A 16,901-nucleotide genomic window follows, 5' to 3' on the forward strand; every position below is an offset into this window, starting at 1 on the left:
CTTATCCATTTCAAATTGGTTAATGTGAAAATCTAAAATTAAATCCCGACAATTTCCGCCACTCAAATAGCAGCTCCCGAGGATATGTCTTATTTTAGACCATCCAATTTTGAGTAGCACTTATGTATATTATTTTCGATACCGAAACCACCGGATTACCAAGAAGTTATAATGCCCCTATGTCTAATGATGACAATTGGCCACGGCTGGTTCAGGTGGCATGGCAACTTCACGACGCCACAGGCAAGCTCCTTTCCAATCATAATTACATCGTCAAACCGGAAGGCTTCACCATACCTTACAATGCCGAAAAAGTGCACGGCATCTCCACAGCGCGTGCGACTAGAGAAGGTCATGCTTTGGATAAAGTTCTCTCAATTTTTCATGAGGATGTAGAAAAGGCTACGTTTCTCGTAGGCCATAACATCGGTTTTGACATCAATGTGGTGGGTTCTGAGTTTTTGCGAAAGCAAATCCCCATGAAGCTGCAGTCTATGAAAGAAATGGATACCAAGGACCTTTCCACTGATTTTTGTGCGCTACCGGGTGGAAAAGGCGGAAAATATAAATGGCCGACGCTGACCGAATTACACCACAAACTTTTTGGCAATGGGTTTCAGGATGCCCACGATGCAGCTTATGACGTGGCGGCTACTGCCAAATGTTTTTTTGGGCTGATTACCCAAAAAGTAATTGCTCCTGCCAATGGTATCCAAGTTTCCGAGGTAATATATGAGGCACCTATTTTGGATGTTGCCAACTTTGCCAATGCAAAAGACACTCAAAAAACTGCGGCAAAAGATGTCCTGAAAGCTGCCGGAACGGCTGATATCTCGGTCATGACAGACATGCCTTTTTCACACCTCCATGTCCATACCCAATATTCAGTTCTTCAGGCGACTTCAGAGATTCCGGCTATGATTGCCTTGGCTAAAGAAATGAAGATGCCCGCCATTGCCATGACTGACCATGGCAATATGATGGCGGCTTTCAATTTTGTCAAAGAAGCCCTCGCAAAAGATATCAAACCCGTCATCGGTTGTGAATTTAACCTGACCAAAGACAGAAATAACAAAAGTCAAAAGGACGACGGTTTCCAGACTGTCTTATTGGCAAAAAATAAAAAAGGATACCATAACCTCGCCAAACTCTCCTCCTATGCCAATATCCAAGGGTATTATTATCTCCCAAGGATCGACAGGGATGTTATGGTGGAATACAAATCAGACCTCATTGCTACCACAGGCGGACTTTGGGGAGAGGTTCCTTACCTGATTTTGAATGTGGGTGACACGCAAGCAGAAGAGGCATTTGTCTGGTGGAAGGAGCAATTTGGAGAAGACTTTTATGTAGAGCTCAACCGTCACGGGATTCCCGAAGAAGAAAAAGTGAATGAGGTTTTGTTACATTTTGCCCACAAGTATGGGGTTAAATACTTTGCCGCCAACAATACTTATTACAACCATAAAAATGACGCCAAAGCGCATGATATTTTGCTTTGTGTCAAGGATGGGGAATTGGTAGAGAAGCCGAAGAAATATATCGGCAAGCGTGGTCGTGAATTCCGATATGGATTTCCCAATGACGAATTCTATTTGAAAAGTCCCGAAGAGATGAAAAAGCTCTTTGCAGACCTTCCTGAAGCCATTGCCTGCACCAATGAGATTGTCGAAAAAATAGAAACCTACAAACTCCAACGGGATGTCTTGCTTCCCAATTTCCAGATTCCTGAGGAATTCAAAAATTCCTTGGATGAAGAAGATGGCGGCAAAAGAGGAGAAAACACTTATTTGAAATTCCTGACCTACGAAGGCGCAAAGAAACGTTATCCCCTTCTCACTGACGAAATCAGAGAAAGACTGGAATTTGAATTGGCGACAATTGAAAAAACAGGTTACCCGGGTTACTTCTTGATCGTACAGGATTTTACAGGGGCAGCGAGAAAGATGGGTGTATCAGTGGGGCCTGGTCGGGGTTCGGCAGCGGGTTCGGCAGTAGCATACTGTACGGGTATTACCAATGTGGATCCTATCGCTTATGACCTACTCTTCGAGAGATTCCTCAATCCGGACAGGGTGTCCCTTCCCGATATTGACATTGACTTTGACGATGAAGGCCGTCAGAAAGTCATCGATTATGTGATCAACAAATACGGTTCCAACCAAGTCGCGCAGATCATCACTTACGGTACCATGGCTGCCAAATCAGCGATTCGGGACACCGCAAGGGTTTTGAACCTGCCTTTGGCAGAGGCGGATAAATTGGCTAAGCTAGTGCCGGACATAAAGTTAAAGGCACTTTTTGACCTTTCCAATGACAGGGCAAAACTGGCAGATAAGCTCAAAAACAACGGAGAGGATATCGGCAAAGCTGATGAACTGATCCGTATTTATAAGGGTCAGGATGAATTGTCCCGCACGATCAAGCAGGCAACGGTTTTGGAAGGATCTGTACGAAACCTCGGCATCCACGCATGTGGGGTGATCATCACACCGGGAGACATTACCAATTACGTCCCTGTGGCTTTGGCCAAAGATTCGGACATGGTCTGTACGCAGTTTGACAACTCCGTCGTGGAAAGCGCCGGTTTGTTGAAAATGGACTTTTTGGGTTTGAAAACCCTCACCTTGATCAAAGACGCTGTCAAAATCGTCAAGGAAAGACATGGCATAGACCTCGATCCTGATGAGTTTCCGATTGACGACGTGAAGACTTATGAGCTCTTTCAAAGAGGAGAAACTGTCGGGATCTTCCAATATGAATCTGCGGGGATGCAGAAGTATATGCGGGAATTGAAACCGACAGTTTTTGCTGATTTGATTGCGATGAATGCGCTTTACAGACCGGGGCCATTGGAATATATCCCGAGTTTTATCCGAAGGAAGCATGGCACAGAACCCATCAGCTATGACCTCGATGACATGAAAGAATATCTGGAGGAAACTTATGGTATTACGGTCTATCAAGAACAGGTCATGCTGCTGTCTCAGAAACTGGCAGGATTTACTAAAGGTGAAGCCGACGTTCTGCGAAAGGCGATGGGTAAAAAGCAAAAGGATGTCTTGGATAAAATGAAACCCAAATTTGTGGAACAAGCTTCCACAAAAGGACACGACCCTAAAAAACTAGAGAAGATTTGGAAAGATTGGGAAGCCTTTGCCTCCTACGCCTTTAACAAATCCCACTCTACCTGTTATGCCTGGATCGCTTACCAGACGGCATACTTGAAAGCACATTATCCGGCAGAGTACATGGCCTCGGTTCTCAGCAACAACATGAACGATATCACGCAGGTGACATTCTTTATGGAAGAATGTAAACGTGGAGGCATGGCAGTTTTGGGACCGGATATCAATGAATCGAATAATGGGTTTACAGTAAATAAGGAAGGTCAGATCCGATTTGGTCTTGCTGCCATCAAAGGTGCAGGAAGTGCTGCCGTGGATATGATTATTGCAGAAAGAGAAAAATCGGGACCTTACAAAAATATCTTTGAGTTCTGCAAAAGAGTCAATTCCCGAGCAGTAAATAAGAAAACTTTGGAAGCGTTGGCAATGGCAGGTGGCTTTGATTGCTTCAAAGAACACCACCGACGACAGTATCTCGAAGCCTTGGATGGTGATGTGACAGTATTGGAAAAAGCCACTAAATATGCACAAAAAGTGCAGCAGGAAGCAGACAGTTCACAGGTGAGTCTCTTTGGCGGAGGTATCGGAATGGAAGTTCCATTGCCAAGCATCCCTCCGATGGAGCCTTTCAGTCAGCTTCAGCAATTGAACATTGAGAAGGAAGTGGTGGGACTTTATATCTCAGGGCATCCATTGGATCAGTTCAGGGTAGAGATTGAATCATTTACCAATACTCCTTTGACAGAATTTAACGATATCGATACTTTGCGAAAAAAAGGCGATATCAAATCCGCCGGTGCCGTGACCTCATTTGCCCATAGGACTACCAAAACTGGGAAACCATTTGGGACGCTTACTATGGAGGATTATCACGGGGCACATACCTTCTTTATTTTTGGAGAAGATTATATCCGGTTCAAAGAGTATTTCATGAATGGGTGGTTTATTTATTTGACAGGTTCCACACACCTCAACAAATGGAAGGAGAATGAATATGAGTTCAAAATCAACTCCATGATGCTCTTGAGTGAAGTCCGTGCAAAAATGGTCAAAGGTTTACGGGTCAATATTGACTTGGATGATTTGAATTTTGAATTAATGGAAAAGCTGGAGATCATAACCCAAAAATATAAAGGAGATGCAAAACTGTATATCAATATCATCGACAGCAGGGAAAACATCACGTTGGACCTCATGTCCAAGAGATATTCAGTAGATCCTTCCAATGAAATGATCAAGGCTTTAGGTCAGATTCCTGAAGTGATGTATCAGATATTATAACTTTGGAAACCGATCAGAACTAAGGTCACTCGGAAACTTAACCCCTTCCTTCAACTTTAAGCGTTTTGAATCTCACCATATTTCGTCCTGAATTCTTTAAAAATCAGGTCTAATAATTTTATATCAAGTCGGAACTTATTCACGAGTAAAGTGCTTTAGAAGTATATTTGAAAAATTAGAAACATCCAAAAATATTATACAATGGCAAAAGCAATAGAGATTACTGACGTAAACTTCCAAGAAATAATTAATTCAGAACATCCTGTTCTAGTGGATTTTTGGGCAGAATGGTGTGGACCATGTAAAATGATCGGCCCGATCGTAGAAGAATTGGCCGGTGATTATGCAGGTAAAGCAGTGATTGGAAAAGTAGATGTCGATTCCAATCCGATGGTCGCCTCTCAGTTTGGAATCAGAAGTATCCCAACCCTTCTTTTTTTCAAAGATGGCAAAATAGTAGACAAGCAAGTTGGTGCAGTTCCAAAAGCAGTTTTAGCCCAAAAACTAGACGCACAACTTTAATTCATATAGAATTTAAAATTATAGCCACAAAGATCAAATCTTTGTGGCTATTTTTATTTTTAAGTAAAATGAATTCATGAAAGAAACCCTGATTGAACTTGAGCAATTTTTGGAACTACGGGGAAGCATCCCAATTTTGGATTCGCGTAGTGAAGGGGAATTTGAGCAGGGACATATTCCAGGTGCCACCAATCTACCAATCCTGAATAACGAGGAAAGGAAAATTGTCGGAACGATCTACAAGCAACAAGGGAATCAGGAAGCCATCATGAAGGGGTTCGACCTCGTCGGACCTCGGTTCCATGCTATCATTCAAGATGCTTTGCGGCTTTTTCCAGACAAAAAAATCATGACTTATTGTTGGCGTGGAGGTATGCGTAGTGAAATCATGTCTTGGCTACTCAGCGTGGCAGGGTTCGAAATCTTACGGTTGAAGGGTGGCTACAAAACATACCGGACACTTACCTATGAAACCGTCCGGGCAAAAAGGGATTTCATCATTCTGGGTGGAAAAACCGGAGTTGGTAAAACCGTTTTGCTCCATGAACTAGCAAAAAGAGGTGAATCCGTCATTGACCTTGAAAATCTTGCCCAACACAAAGGTTCTTCCTTTGGCGGAATCGGTCAACCTCCCCAACCAAGCATCGAGCATTTTGAAAATTTGCTCGCTGAACAACTATTCAAAATTGGGCACACTGAGAAAATATGGATAGAAAATGAAAGCCGGAGAATAGGAAAAGTAAATATTGCCGATGAATTGTACGCCAACATCATCCAATCTCCCTTAATAGAAATCACAAAATCCGATATTGAAAGGATTAACCATATTACAAATGAATATGCTGCTTTACCTCAAAGTGAACTCCTTGAAGCAGTTAAAAGACTTCAAAAAAAATTGGGTGGAAAAAGAACATCAGAGGCAATGAATGATATCATGGAACATCGTCATGAATCTTGGATTGCAAACATGCTCGTCTATTATGACAAAACATACGGCTATGAACTTGACAGCCATCAAAGGGAACAAAACTTTCAACTTGACTTGAGCAATACGGATTTGGAAAAATCTCTTCAACAACTTTTAGCACTAAAAAATAAAATCAAATGGAAAACCCAACTATCAGATTAACCCAATTCAGTGAAGGTTCAGGCTGTGGCTGCAAAATCGCTCCTGCTGTTTTGGACAGTATTCTTGGAAATAGAAAATCTGTGGATTTGGAAGACCCAATGCTATTAGTAGGAAACTCTTCCAAGGACGATGCTGCAGTATATCAACTCAGCGATGACTTAGCGATGATCAATACAGTTGATTTCTTCACGCCGATTGTGGATGACGCTTACGATTTTGGGAGGATTGCCGCAGCAAATGCCCTATCGGATGTGTATGCAATGGGAGGAAAACCACTTTTTGCCAATGCTATTTTAAGTTGGCCGGTGGAAAAAATAGATCCACTTCTAGCAAGTGAAGTATTGGAAGGAGGTCGTGAGATGTGCCATTTGGTAGGAATTCCTTTGGCAGGAGGACATAGCATTGCGGCTAAAGATCCAATTTTTGGCCTTTCTGTGAATGGAGTTGTTCACCCAAAAAATATCAAAACCAACAAAGGGGCACAGGAAGGAGATTTGATTTACATCACCAAGCCATTGGGTATCGGGGTTTTGGCTACTGCACTGAAAAGGGACAAAATCAAAGAGGAGGATTATGCCAATATGATCCTCTATGCTACCCAAATCAACTCGATTGGAAAAGATTTTGGACTATTGGATTATGTCCACGCAATGACCGATGTGACAGGATTTGGAATATTGGGGCATTTAGTGGAAATGGCAGAAGGAGCAGGTCTGACGGCTGTCATTCAAGGAATTAGCCTTCCGCTGATCGAAGGTGTGACTGAATATATCAACCAATTTATTTTTCCTGACAATACCTACAGGAATTGGAATGCCTACAGTGGCAAATCCGAAGGAATCATCGGCATGGAGTTGGTCAAATTCTGCGATCCGCAGACCAACGGAGGATTGATGGTGGCGATCAACCCTACATTTCAAAAAGCTTTTGAGTCGATTCTGGAACAACACCAACAAAAAGCATGGCTGATCGGGGAGTTTAATTCCCAATCAGCCAGTAAAGTAAAAGTTATTTAATCTAAGATTTTCACCTTGATGTTTCTATAATAAATCACGCTTTCGGGGTCATGCGCCTGAAGTGCAAATGTTCCCTTATCGATTTTCTTTTCACCGGCATTGGCAGGCCTGTTTTTATCTTCTGACTCCACATATTCCATCACAGTTTTGCCATTGATTTTTACGGTAACATGATCGCCTTTGACGATGATGTGTTCGGTGTACCATTCTCCATCTTTGACATGGACTTCTTTCACATCATTGAATGAATATAAACTGCCAGTCTTTCTCCAGTCACTGTGAGATTGGTTTACCTGCACTTCATACCCTTTGTCAGGCCATCCTGTTTCTTGATACTTGGTATGGAAAAAAATACCCGAATTAGCTTTAGGCATGGTTTTTACTTCAGCGGAAAATTCAAAATCTGTGAACTCCCCATTATTGACTTCACCAACATAAAATGCATGGGCTCGTGGTCCATCAATTTTGATCTCTCCATCTACAACCGCAAATGAAGATGGATTCTCTGAAATCTTCCATCCGTCCATATTTTTGCCATTGAACAAGGAAATCCACCCATCTTTTTGAGCAAAAGAAAAGGAGGAAACGGAAAACAGGATAAGGATTACAAGTAGTTTTTTCATGGTATTTTGGAAGATGGTTATGAGGAAATATAACAAAAATAATATTGACTATTATGGAAAAATTGATTGATCTGCCATAATCTATATGGTTGGTAAATACCCGGAACAATCATTCATGCATGGAAGAAACCCCTCCAGACACAATCAATTTCATAATGTCAGCGCTTTTCACATTTCTCAAAATCCGTACATTGTCTCTAGGAACTAAATAAAGGTTCCCAGAAAAATTGTAGCTATGGGGAAAATAGATGGCTACCAAATTATCCTCCTCCAAAATCGTCAAATCATCCTGTGTAATAAAGCCAAGCCGGGACATCCCTTCCGACAATTTTACAATAACAGGAATATTAAATTTCTTTTTGTCCCCGACAAAAGCCGACATCAAATCCTTGATACTTGTATATAAAATATTGATCAAAGGAATTTTAAAAATCCACTTTTCAAAGATGTCAAACAATGGTTTGGTAATAAATATACTTGCCAAAAAACCAACAAAAGTGATGAAAGCCAACATGATCAATATCCCAAGTCCGGGAATAGGAATTGGTAAAATCCCATCCAAAAATTGGATAATGAGATAGATGACGTAGATGGTAAGTGTAATTGGAATTACAAAAAGTAATCCTCTAAAAAAGTAGGTAATCATTCTTTTATAAGTGAAAGACATATCGAAACATTTGAAATAAAAATAAGGAAAAGAATGCTTTTTGGAAGGAATTAATCGATAAAAACATTTTATCCAGATCCAGTTCGCAAAAGGCAATAAAAAACCCCGAAATGAGAGTTCCGGGGTTTCAATATTTAGGAGGAAAATCTACTAAAGATCTATTCCCATAAATGACATAAATGCAATCCCCATCAGGCCCGTCAAAAGCATGGTAATTCCGAGTCCTTTCAAACCATTTGGCACATTGGAATATTTTAGTTTTTCTCTAATAGCTGCCAAAGCAATGATAGCTAAAAAAAATCCCGTCCCAGATCCAAAACCATAAACGGTGGCTTCAGCTAAAGTATAATCCCTTTGTGCCATGAATAAGGACCCACCCAAAATGGCGCAGTTAACAGCAATTAAAGGAAGAAAAATACCTAAAGCACCGTAAAGTGCAGGTGCAAATTTTTCAACTATCATTTCTACAAGCTGAACGATGGCAGCAATAATGGCGATGAACATGATAAATCTCAAAAAGGAAAGGTCAATCGTGGCAAAGGTATCACCTGCCCAAGTCAATGCACCTTCTTTCAAAACATATTCATTCAAGAGCCAATTGGCTGGAGTGGTCACAGTCAAAACGAAAATAACTGCGGCACCAAGCCCGATAGCCGTACTCACCTTTTTGGAAACTGCCAAGAAAGAGCACATTCCCAAAAAGTAAGCGAAAACCATATTCTCAATAAAAATTGACCGAATGGCCAAGCTAAATAATTCCATGTCTCGTGTCTTTAATTAATGTTCAACATAACCTGTTTTGGTACGCTGTACCCAAATGATCAATCCCAATATGATGAAAGCACCCACCGGTGAAACCATCAAGCCATTGGTAGCCAAGCTGAAATTATCACCGAAAATTCCTGAAATTGAATCATAAATAGGAATTCCAAAAAAACTGCCTGACCCTAACAACTCCCTGAAAAAGGCCACCGCTAAGATTATCCAAGAATAACCCAACGCAGAACCAAAACCATCAAGAATAGAATCGTAGGGTTTATTTCCCAGAGCAAAAGCTTCAAGTCTCCCCATTACAATACAATTAGTGATGATCAAGCCAACAAAAACTGATAGCTCCTTGTACATATCGTAGGCAAAAGCTCTGAGCAATTCACTTACCAAGGTCACCAAGGTCGCCACCACTGCCAATTGAACTATGATCCTCACTCTGGATGGAATAGTATTTCTCATCAAGGAAATGACAAAGTTTGACATGACAATAACGAAAATAACCGAAATAGCCATGATCAAGGTTGGCTGCATTTGGGTGGTGACAGCTAAAGCGGAACAAATTCCCAAAACCTGAATGGTAACAGGATTGCTATCCACCAAGGGATCTGAAATCAACTTCTTTCTTCTCTTTGACAAAAGCGCTTCAGCGGGCTTTTTTACTTCTGTCACTGTGGTTTCTGTACTCATTTATTTATAGTTTGAAACGTTCAAGATTTAATTTGCGGCAACAGCTTCAGTTTGTTGTCCTGATTTTTGACTATTCAAAAACGAACTATAGTACTGAAGGTAATTTTTCATCATGTTATTTACACCATTCGCAGTAATGGTAGCTCCGGAAAGCCCATCAACTTTATGAGATTCTCCTGAATAATCCTTCCCTTCACCTTTTTGCATGTAAACAGATTGAAGATTGCCTGATTCATCATAAATTTCTTTCCCTTGATAACGTTCCTGCACATCACGAGAAGTGATTCTTGCACCTAGACCTGGAGTTTCACCTTTATGGGAAAAAGTCACACCTTCGATGGTAGTGAGATCAGTCTGCAAAGCAACATATCCCCAGATTTCATCCCATAGGCCAGCCCCATATACCGGAAGAATATAAGATTCCACTGATTCGGGATTTCCTTCGGCATGATAAATAAATATTGGATACATTCTTCTTTCAGGAGCCATTTTGTAATTTTTGCCGACATTTACTTTTTCGGCAACGATTGGACTTCCATCGGGATTTTGTGTTACTTCTTTTCCTTCGATATCAACTACCCGGGAAGCAATTCTAGTTTCATAAAAGCTCAGTACTTCTTCAGGCTTCATAGCTCTCAATTGATCACTTTCCAATACAGCTCCTAAAATTTGCTTTTTGTTATCCAAATCTTCTGCTTTCCGTTGCAATGGACCCAATACCTGCGATGTGCCCGAAAGCAGCAGACCCAATACTACAGTCAGTATTATGGAAAATGTGATAATATATGTGTTAGACTGTTGCACGTTGTAACCTCCTGTTTTTATTTGCTTTAACTACATAATAATCAATCAATGGCGCAAACACGTTCATGAAAAGAACGGCTAGCATAATGCCTTCCGGATAAGCCGGATTAGTCACTCTAATGATAACGGTCAAAATACCAATCAACAAACCATAAATCCATTTTCCAGTTTCGGTTTGGGCTGCTGATACAGGATCAGTAGCCATAAAAACAATTCCAAAAGCGAGGCCACCTACCACCCAATGATACTCTGGAGACATAGCCATGTATTCATTGACAGCAAAGAGATTCATCACCAAGCCCATAAGATATGCCCCGGCAAACCCACTTACTATGATTTTCCAACTTGCTACACCTGTTGCCACCAAAATCAATGCTCCAACCAATGCCATCAAGGTGGAGGTTTCTCCGATAGAACCCGGAATCCAACCCATAAACATGTTGTAGAAACTGAATAACCCATCTCCCAGAACTGAATTGTGTTCCGCAAGTGCTTGGGTGACCGGTTGCTCATCAACTCCTGCATTGTATGCTACAGCCAAGGCTGTAGCGCCTGAGAAGCCATCTACAGGTGCCTTGTCGCCCAAGTAAGTCCAAACTTGATCACCTGATATTTGCGCAGGATAAGCAAAATACAAAAATGCTCTTGCTGTCATCGCTACGTTTAAGATATTCATCCCTGTTCCGCCAAATACCTCTTTTGCAATAATAACTGCGAAAATGGTACCTAATGCAACCTGCCATAATGGAAGCGTCGCGGGCACAATTAATGGAATCAACATTCCCGTTACAAGGAAGCCTTCATTGATAGGGTGTTTTCTGACAACTGCAAAACCAGCTTCAACCAAACCGCCAGCAGCATAAGCCACTATAACTATCGGCAGCACAAGCTGCAATCCCAAGAGGGATTTTGGACCGAAATCATCCCACAATCCGGCAGTTTGACCTGTGGCAAGGAAATGCTGATGACCGGTATTATAAATACCGAAAAGAAGACATGGAATCATGGCAATCACCACGGTGATCATCATCCTCTTAAGGTCAATGGCATCTTTTACTTGAGCACCCTTTATACCATTGGTATGATTTGGGGAAAACAAAAATGTCTCACCTGCCTCATAGAGGTAAAATAAGTTCTCCAACTTTCCGCCTTTATGAAAAAGCGGTTTCTGCTTATCTAACAGATCTCTTAGAAACTTCATATTACTTAACTGTATTGAATTAAATCTATTCCTTTTCTGATAATTTCCTGCACGGGATGTTTGGATACATCTACAAATTCACACAAAGCCAAATCTTCCTCCACCACTTCATAGATTCCAAGCTCTTCCATTTCGTCAAAATCTTCTGCTAAAATAGCTTTTAACAAATAAACCGGAAGAATATCCATTGGAGTTACACTTTCAAAAACCCCAGTCTGAACGAAGGCCCTTTCTTCTCCCCTTACATTGGTATCCAAAACATATTCTTTGTTTGGAGTAAGAAAAGAAAGCAAACCTAGAGCCCTATGGTAGCTTAACTTATCTGAAGTTGGCTTCATCCAACCTAAAAACTCATAATAGTCTCCTTCAGGAAGTAAAGTAATCTGATTGGCGTAATAACCCAAATACCCATCTGTGTTTATCTTTTCACCTGTCAATACATTTCCGGAGACAACTCTGATATGATCCTGCTTAAGATTACCTTTGACTAAAGTATCCACACAGGCTCCAAGATAAGTTTTGGCATAAACAGCCTTTTTAGCCTCAGATCCTGTAACAGCGATCACTTTGGAAGCATCATATTTTCCCTCAAGGAAAAGCTTACCCATCTGAATAACTCCAAACGGGCTAATAGTCCAGACAATTTCACCCTTGTTGATCGGATCGATATGGTGAATATGAATGCCTACATTGCCTGCCGGGTGGGGGCCTGAAAATTTATTGATCTGTACTCCCTGCACGTTGGCAAAAACGGGTGCAATCTCGGCATCAAGCTCTAGTCCTAAATGAACCTTACCTGAAGTCAGTTTTTGAAGTACCAGAATTCCCGCCTTAAAATATTTTTCCTCTCCTTTCAATGCAAAAGCATAGTCGGGTGCAAGAGGATTAGTGTCAAAACCGGAAATAAATATCGATTTGGGTGAATCTTGCGGGTTTGCGATGATTCCAAAGGGTCTTTGAATCAACTGTGGCCAAACACCACTTTTGCAAAGTTGGGCTATTGCAGTCTCTTTGCCGATGGTTTTCAAAGAAGATTCTGTGAATTTTTCAAAAGATTCATAGCTGACAACTTCATCTGCGAGGATTTTAATTTCCAGCAACTTCCTTTTGTCTCCTCTTTTGATTTCAACTATCTCTCCTGAAACAGGGGAAACAAATTGAACACTGTCCATGGCCTTGTCAAACAAAATAGGCGTACCGGCCTTAACCGAATCTCCTTCATTTACAGTGACCTTGGGTCTTTGCATTCCAATAAAATCAGCAGGTTTGATTGCAAAGGTTTGGGCCCGTTGGAAATCTCCGAGCTGTTTTTCAGCTTTTCCGGCGAGCTTAATATCAAATCCTTTCTTAAGCTTTATTGTTTTAGACATATGATTTATGAACTGTTTGGTCTTTTTAAAAACGCCTCAAATCTAATAAAATACATCAGTTATTAGAAGATAATTCTGGTAATATTTGTGAGTTTCGACACAGATATCAAAGGTTTTATCTAAACGGGACAAAGGTCAATTTTCCAAAACCATCCCTGCTTCAAGTGACTGAATGTGATGCATCACTCGCTCCATCAGCCACATAGGTGTCGATGTTGCGCCACAAATGCCGATTTTGTCCTCAGCGCTAAACCACATTGGATCTATTTCGGTTTCGTTTTCAACAAAATAACTTTTACTGTTTTCAGCAAGACAGACCTGAAATAAGGCTTTTCCATTTGAGCTTTTTTTGCCCGAAACAAAGATGATGACATCACTTTCTATGGAAAATCTCTGAAGCTGTGGTTCCCTATTGGAAACTTGCCTGCAGATGGAATCATTTGCATTGAAATCAACCTCAGAAAGTTGCCCTTTCTCTGATTTTATTCTGTCTTCGATTTTGGTTTTCAATTCGTAAAAACCCTTTGTGCTTTTGGTTGTCTGACTGAACAAGGTAACCGGACGGGAAAAATCAATTTTATCCAGATCTTGGTCTTCCATGACCACAATTGCTTTTTCCAATGTCTGCCCCGTAAGACCGATTACCTCTGCATGACCTTTTTTTCCATAGATGACAATCTGTCCTTGCTCGCGTTCCATTTTATCAAAGGCAGTTTTCACCCTGTGCTGAAGCTTTAAAACCACCGGACAAGAGGCATCTATCAATTCTATATTATTCTCAATTGCTGTTCTATATGTTTCGGGCGGTTCACCATGTGCCCTGATCAAGACTTTACAATCGGTCAATTCCTGAAGCTGCTCCCTATCTATCACTACCAGACCCTTTTCGCTGAGACGCTTTACTTCCATGTCATTATGGACAATGTCTCCAAGGCAGTATAGTTTTTCGGACGATTCCATTTCGTCTTCTGCCATTTTGATGGCAAACTCTACCCCAAAACAATACCCAGAATTTTTGTCAATGGTAACTTCCATAGTCAAAATTTTAATTGCCGATTTTTTCTTTGGCAAATGATACAATCTTATTTACCTGATCATCAAATTCCAACAAACTAGTATCCAACTCCAAGGCATCATCTGCCTTTCTAAGGGGACTCTCTTTCCTTGTAGTATCTACCTGATCCCTTTCTGCTAGATTTTGGATAATCTTATCCAATGTTACCAACTCCCCCCTTTCGAGAAGTTCCCTTTGTCTTCGCTCTGCACGGATGTTCAAATCCGCTGACATAAAAACCTTTAATTCTGCTGAAGGAAATACCACTGTCCCGATATCCCTTCCATCCATGACTACTCCTTTTTTCTTTCCCATCTTTTGCTGCTGGGCGACGAGTTCATGTCTCACTTCTTTGAGCTTACTTACTTCACTCACATAATCCGACACCCTCATGGACCTGATTTCATCCTCCACATTGAGCCCATTCAGGTAGGTTTCTTGTCTTCCGCTGTCAGGATTTGGGTGAAACGTGATTTCGAGTGATTCAAGATTTTTAATTACTTCCTTGACGTTGGAAAGTACGACATGATTATTCAAAAAATGCAATGTGGCTGCCCTGTACATTGCCCCTGAATCGATGTAGGTATAACCTAGATTTTGAGCCACCGCTTTAGCAGTAGAACTTTTGCCACACCCAGAATATCCGTCAATTGCAATTACAATTTTTTGCATCAAATGAAAAGTAGCCTTGGCTTTTTTTAATTTCAGGCGCAAATATAGTAGTTTTAAATCTATTTCCTTTCCAATATGTATGTAATCCATAACTTGGTAAGGCTATACCATGCTACTGTAAACATTTATTTTCAATCCTTCAAAATCTTTTTGTAATGGCGCATTTTATTGTCTTCGGACAGCTAGTTGATATTTCCAACCGTGAGATTTTTTCAGCGGAGGTTTCTGTAGAAAAAGGTAGGATTGTGTCTATCAGAAAAACTGTCGAAGACAAAACCCTTCCATATCTTCTCCCAGGTTTCATTGATGCACATGTCCATATTGAATCTTCCATGCTCGTTCCTTCCGAGTTCGCAAGGTTGGCCGTAGTCCATGGAACTGTTGCGACCGTTTCTGATCCGCACGAAATCGCTAATGTATGCGGCATGGAGGGAATCAATTACATGATTGAGAATGGAAATCAGGTTCCCTTCAAGTTTTATTTTGGTGCTCCTTCCTGCGTTCCCGCTACTCCTTTTGAAACTGCCGGTGCGGAAATCAGTGTACGGGATATCCATGATTTATTGGAAAGAAAAGAAATCAGCTACCTCGCAGAGATGATGAATTGGCCGGGAACTGTCAACAGAGACCCAATCGTCATGGAAAAAATTGCCCTTGCTAAGAAATACGGTAAACCTGTCGATGGGCATGCGCCAGGATTGAGAGGGGAAATTGCTGCCCAATACGCCTCAGCGGGCATTACCACCGACCACGAATGTTTTACTTTGGAAGAGGCTTTGGACAAAGTGAAGTTGGGAATGAAAATCTCCATCCGTGAAGGGAGCGCAGCCAAAAACTTTGATGCATTGATCGATATCATCGATGACTATCCTGATATGGTGATGTTTTGCTCGGATGACAAGCATCCTGATAACCTGGCTTTCAGCCATATCAATGAACTTGTGATCAGGGCGGTGGCAAAAGGAAAGGACGTATTTGATGTTTTAAAGGCAGCATGCATCACGCCTGTCGAACACTATCGGATGGATGTCGGGCAAATGCAAATCGGTGATCCCGCAGATTTTATTATCGTCAAAGACCTCATGGATTTCGAAGTTCTTGAGACTTATATCGATGGACAATTGGTAGCGGAAAAGGGAAAAACATTGATCAACCGAATCCAAAATCCGATTATCAACAACTTCAATACAGGAATAAAAACGATTACGGATTATCAGGTATTGGCAAAAGGAAATAAAGTCAGGGTAATCAGCGCATTGGACGGACAACTTATTACGTCAGAAATCCAAGGAGAAATCCTTCTAAAGAATGGCTTTGCCGAATCAAACCCCGAATCTGATATTCTAAAATTGACGGTAGTCAACCGTTACCAAGATGCACCGCCTTCCATTGCTTTTATCAAAAATTTTGGATTGAAATCCGGAGCAATCGCTTCTTCTGTAGGCCATGATTCACACAATATCATTGCAGTCGGCGTGGATGATGCGTCCATTTGCCGGGCGGTTAATTTATTGATCCAAGAAAAAGGCGGCATTTCCGCGGTGAACGGAACCGAGGAAATGGTATTGGCTTTGCCAGTTGGAGGAATTATGTCACCGAACGATGGCTATGAAGTGGCGGAAGCCTACACCAACATCGACAAAATGGCAAAGGACATGGGTTCAGCTCTCAAATCACCCTTCATGACATTGAGTTTCATGGCACTATTGGTCATCCCGGACCTCAAACTCAGCGACAGAGGATTGTTTGACGGACAGCGGTTTGAGTTTGTTGACGTGTTTCTATCCTAGCTTCCAACCAGTTGTATAAATATTTTTAAGATATTAATCAAAATTAAATTTTGTGATTTTCTAAATTTACTCCTAAAAATACCACAGAACCTTTGACTCAAAATCGGAAGTTGCTCCGTTTGTCATGTTGCAGGGGCAAAGACTGAAATCCCAGATTTAAGACAAACCTTCCCCATGAACTTGGAG

At 41.2% G+C, this 16,901-nt stretch carries 14 protein-coding genes; 5 read left to right on the top strand and 9 right to left on the bottom strand.

Translation table 11 applies throughout. The features are described from left to right. Positions 1–122 precede the first annotated feature (122 nt). The 4 genes from dnaE (at position 123) to selD (ending at position 7,076) form a co-directional block, all read left to right on the top strand. On the top strand, positions 123–4,409 hold the full coding sequence (dnaE, locus tag M3O96_RS01495) for a DNA polymerase III subunit alpha (protein WP_249718083.1): 4,287 nt from the start codon (positions 123–125) through the stop codon (positions 4,407–4,409). A 201-nt stretch (positions 4,410–4,610) separates the two neighbouring features. Then, positions 4,611–4,931, top strand: a complete 321-nt coding sequence (trxA, locus tag M3O96_RS01500; protein ID WP_249718085.1) for a thioredoxin — start codon at positions 4,611–4,613, stop codon at positions 4,929–4,931. 76 nt (positions 4,932–5,007) lie between these two features. After that, positions 5,008–6,060 carry a tRNA 2-selenouridine(34) synthase MnmH gene (gene mnmH, locus M3O96_RS01505; protein WP_249718087.1) on the top strand — a complete coding sequence of 351 codons (1,053 nt, stop codon included), beginning with the start codon at positions 5,008–5,010 and terminating at the stop codon, positions 6,058–6,060. Beyond that, on the top strand, positions 6,036–7,076 hold the full coding sequence (selD, locus tag M3O96_RS01510; protein WP_249718089.1) for a selenide, water dikinase SelD: 1,041 nt from the start codon (positions 6,036–6,038) through the stop codon (positions 7,074–7,076). The genes mnmH and selD overlap by 25 nt, the downstream gene beginning before the upstream one ends. Here selD and M3O96_RS01515 read toward each other — a convergent pair. The 9 genes from M3O96_RS01515 to cmk form a co-directional block, all read right to left on the bottom strand. Further along, the gene (locus M3O96_RS01515) at positions 7,073–7,699 is read right to left on the bottom strand and encodes a 3-keto-disaccharide hydrolase (protein ID WP_249718091.1); all 627 of its coding nucleotides are present in this window, start codon (positions 7,697–7,699) and stop codon (positions 7,073–7,075) included. The genes selD and M3O96_RS01515 overlap by 4 nt on opposite strands. Before the next feature lie 109 nt (positions 7,700–7,808). Beyond that, positions 7,809–8,366, bottom strand: a complete 558-nt coding sequence (locus M3O96_RS01520) for a DUF502 domain-containing protein (RefSeq protein WP_249718094.1) — start codon at positions 8,364–8,366, stop codon at positions 7,809–7,811. A gap of 150 nt (positions 8,367–8,516) precedes the next feature. Further along, a complete protein-coding gene (nqrE, locus tag M3O96_RS01525; protein ID WP_249718096.1) occupies positions 8,517–9,128 on the bottom strand; it encodes an NADH:ubiquinone reductase (Na(+)-transporting) subunit E in 612 nt (203 codons plus the stop codon). A gap of 15 nt (positions 9,129–9,143) precedes the next feature. Further along, the gene (locus M3O96_RS01530) at positions 9,144–9,824 is read right to left on the bottom strand and encodes an NADH:ubiquinone reductase (Na(+)-transporting) subunit D (protein ID WP_249718099.1); all 681 of its coding nucleotides are present in this window, start codon (positions 9,822–9,824) and stop codon (positions 9,144–9,146) included. A gap of 27 nt (positions 9,825–9,851) precedes the next feature. After that, on the bottom strand, positions 9,852–10,628 hold the full coding sequence (gene nqrC, locus M3O96_RS01535) for an NADH:ubiquinone reductase (Na(+)-transporting) subunit C (protein WP_249718101.1): 777 nt from the start codon (positions 10,626–10,628) through the stop codon (positions 9,852–9,854). Next, positions 10,615–11,829: an NADH:ubiquinone reductase (Na(+)-transporting) subunit B gene (locus M3O96_RS01540; protein ID WP_249718102.1), complete on the bottom strand. Its 1,215-nt coding sequence runs from the start codon at positions 11,827–11,829 to the stop codon at positions 10,615–10,617. The genes nqrC and M3O96_RS01540 overlap by 14 nt, the downstream gene beginning before the upstream one ends. Before the next feature lie 5 nt (positions 11,830–11,834). Next, positions 11,835–13,199 carry a Na(+)-translocating NADH-quinone reductase subunit A gene (locus tag M3O96_RS01545; RefSeq protein ID WP_249718104.1) on the bottom strand — a complete coding sequence of 455 codons (1,365 nt, stop codon included), beginning with the start codon at positions 13,197–13,199 and terminating at the stop codon, positions 11,835–11,837. 135 nt (positions 13,200–13,334) lie between these two features. Beyond that, complete coding sequence (locus tag M3O96_RS01550) at positions 13,335–14,234, bottom strand: 4-hydroxy-3-methylbut-2-enyl diphosphate reductase (protein WP_249718106.1); 900 nt, start codon at positions 14,232–14,234, stop codon at positions 13,335–13,337. A 10-nt stretch (positions 14,235–14,244) separates the two neighbouring features. Further along, on the bottom strand, positions 14,245–14,925 hold the full coding sequence (gene cmk / locus M3O96_RS01555) for a (d)CMP kinase (protein WP_249718591.1): 681 nt from the start codon (positions 14,923–14,925) through the stop codon (positions 14,245–14,247). A gap of 155 nt (positions 14,926–15,080) precedes the next feature. Here cmk and ade point away from each other — a divergent pair, with 155 nt between their 5' ends. Then, positions 15,081–16,715, top strand: coding sequence for an adenine deaminase (gene ade / locus M3O96_RS01560; RefSeq protein ID WP_249718109.1), 1,635 nt, complete (start codon positions 15,081–15,083; stop codon positions 16,713–16,715). The last annotated feature ends 186 nt before the right edge of the window (positions 16,716–16,901 follow it).

Source organism: Aquiflexum sp. TKW24L (genome assembly GCF_023502205.1).
In the GTDB taxonomy this organism is placed as follows: Bacteria; Bacteroidota; Bacteroidia; order Cytophagales; family Cyclobacteriaceae; genus Cognataquiflexum.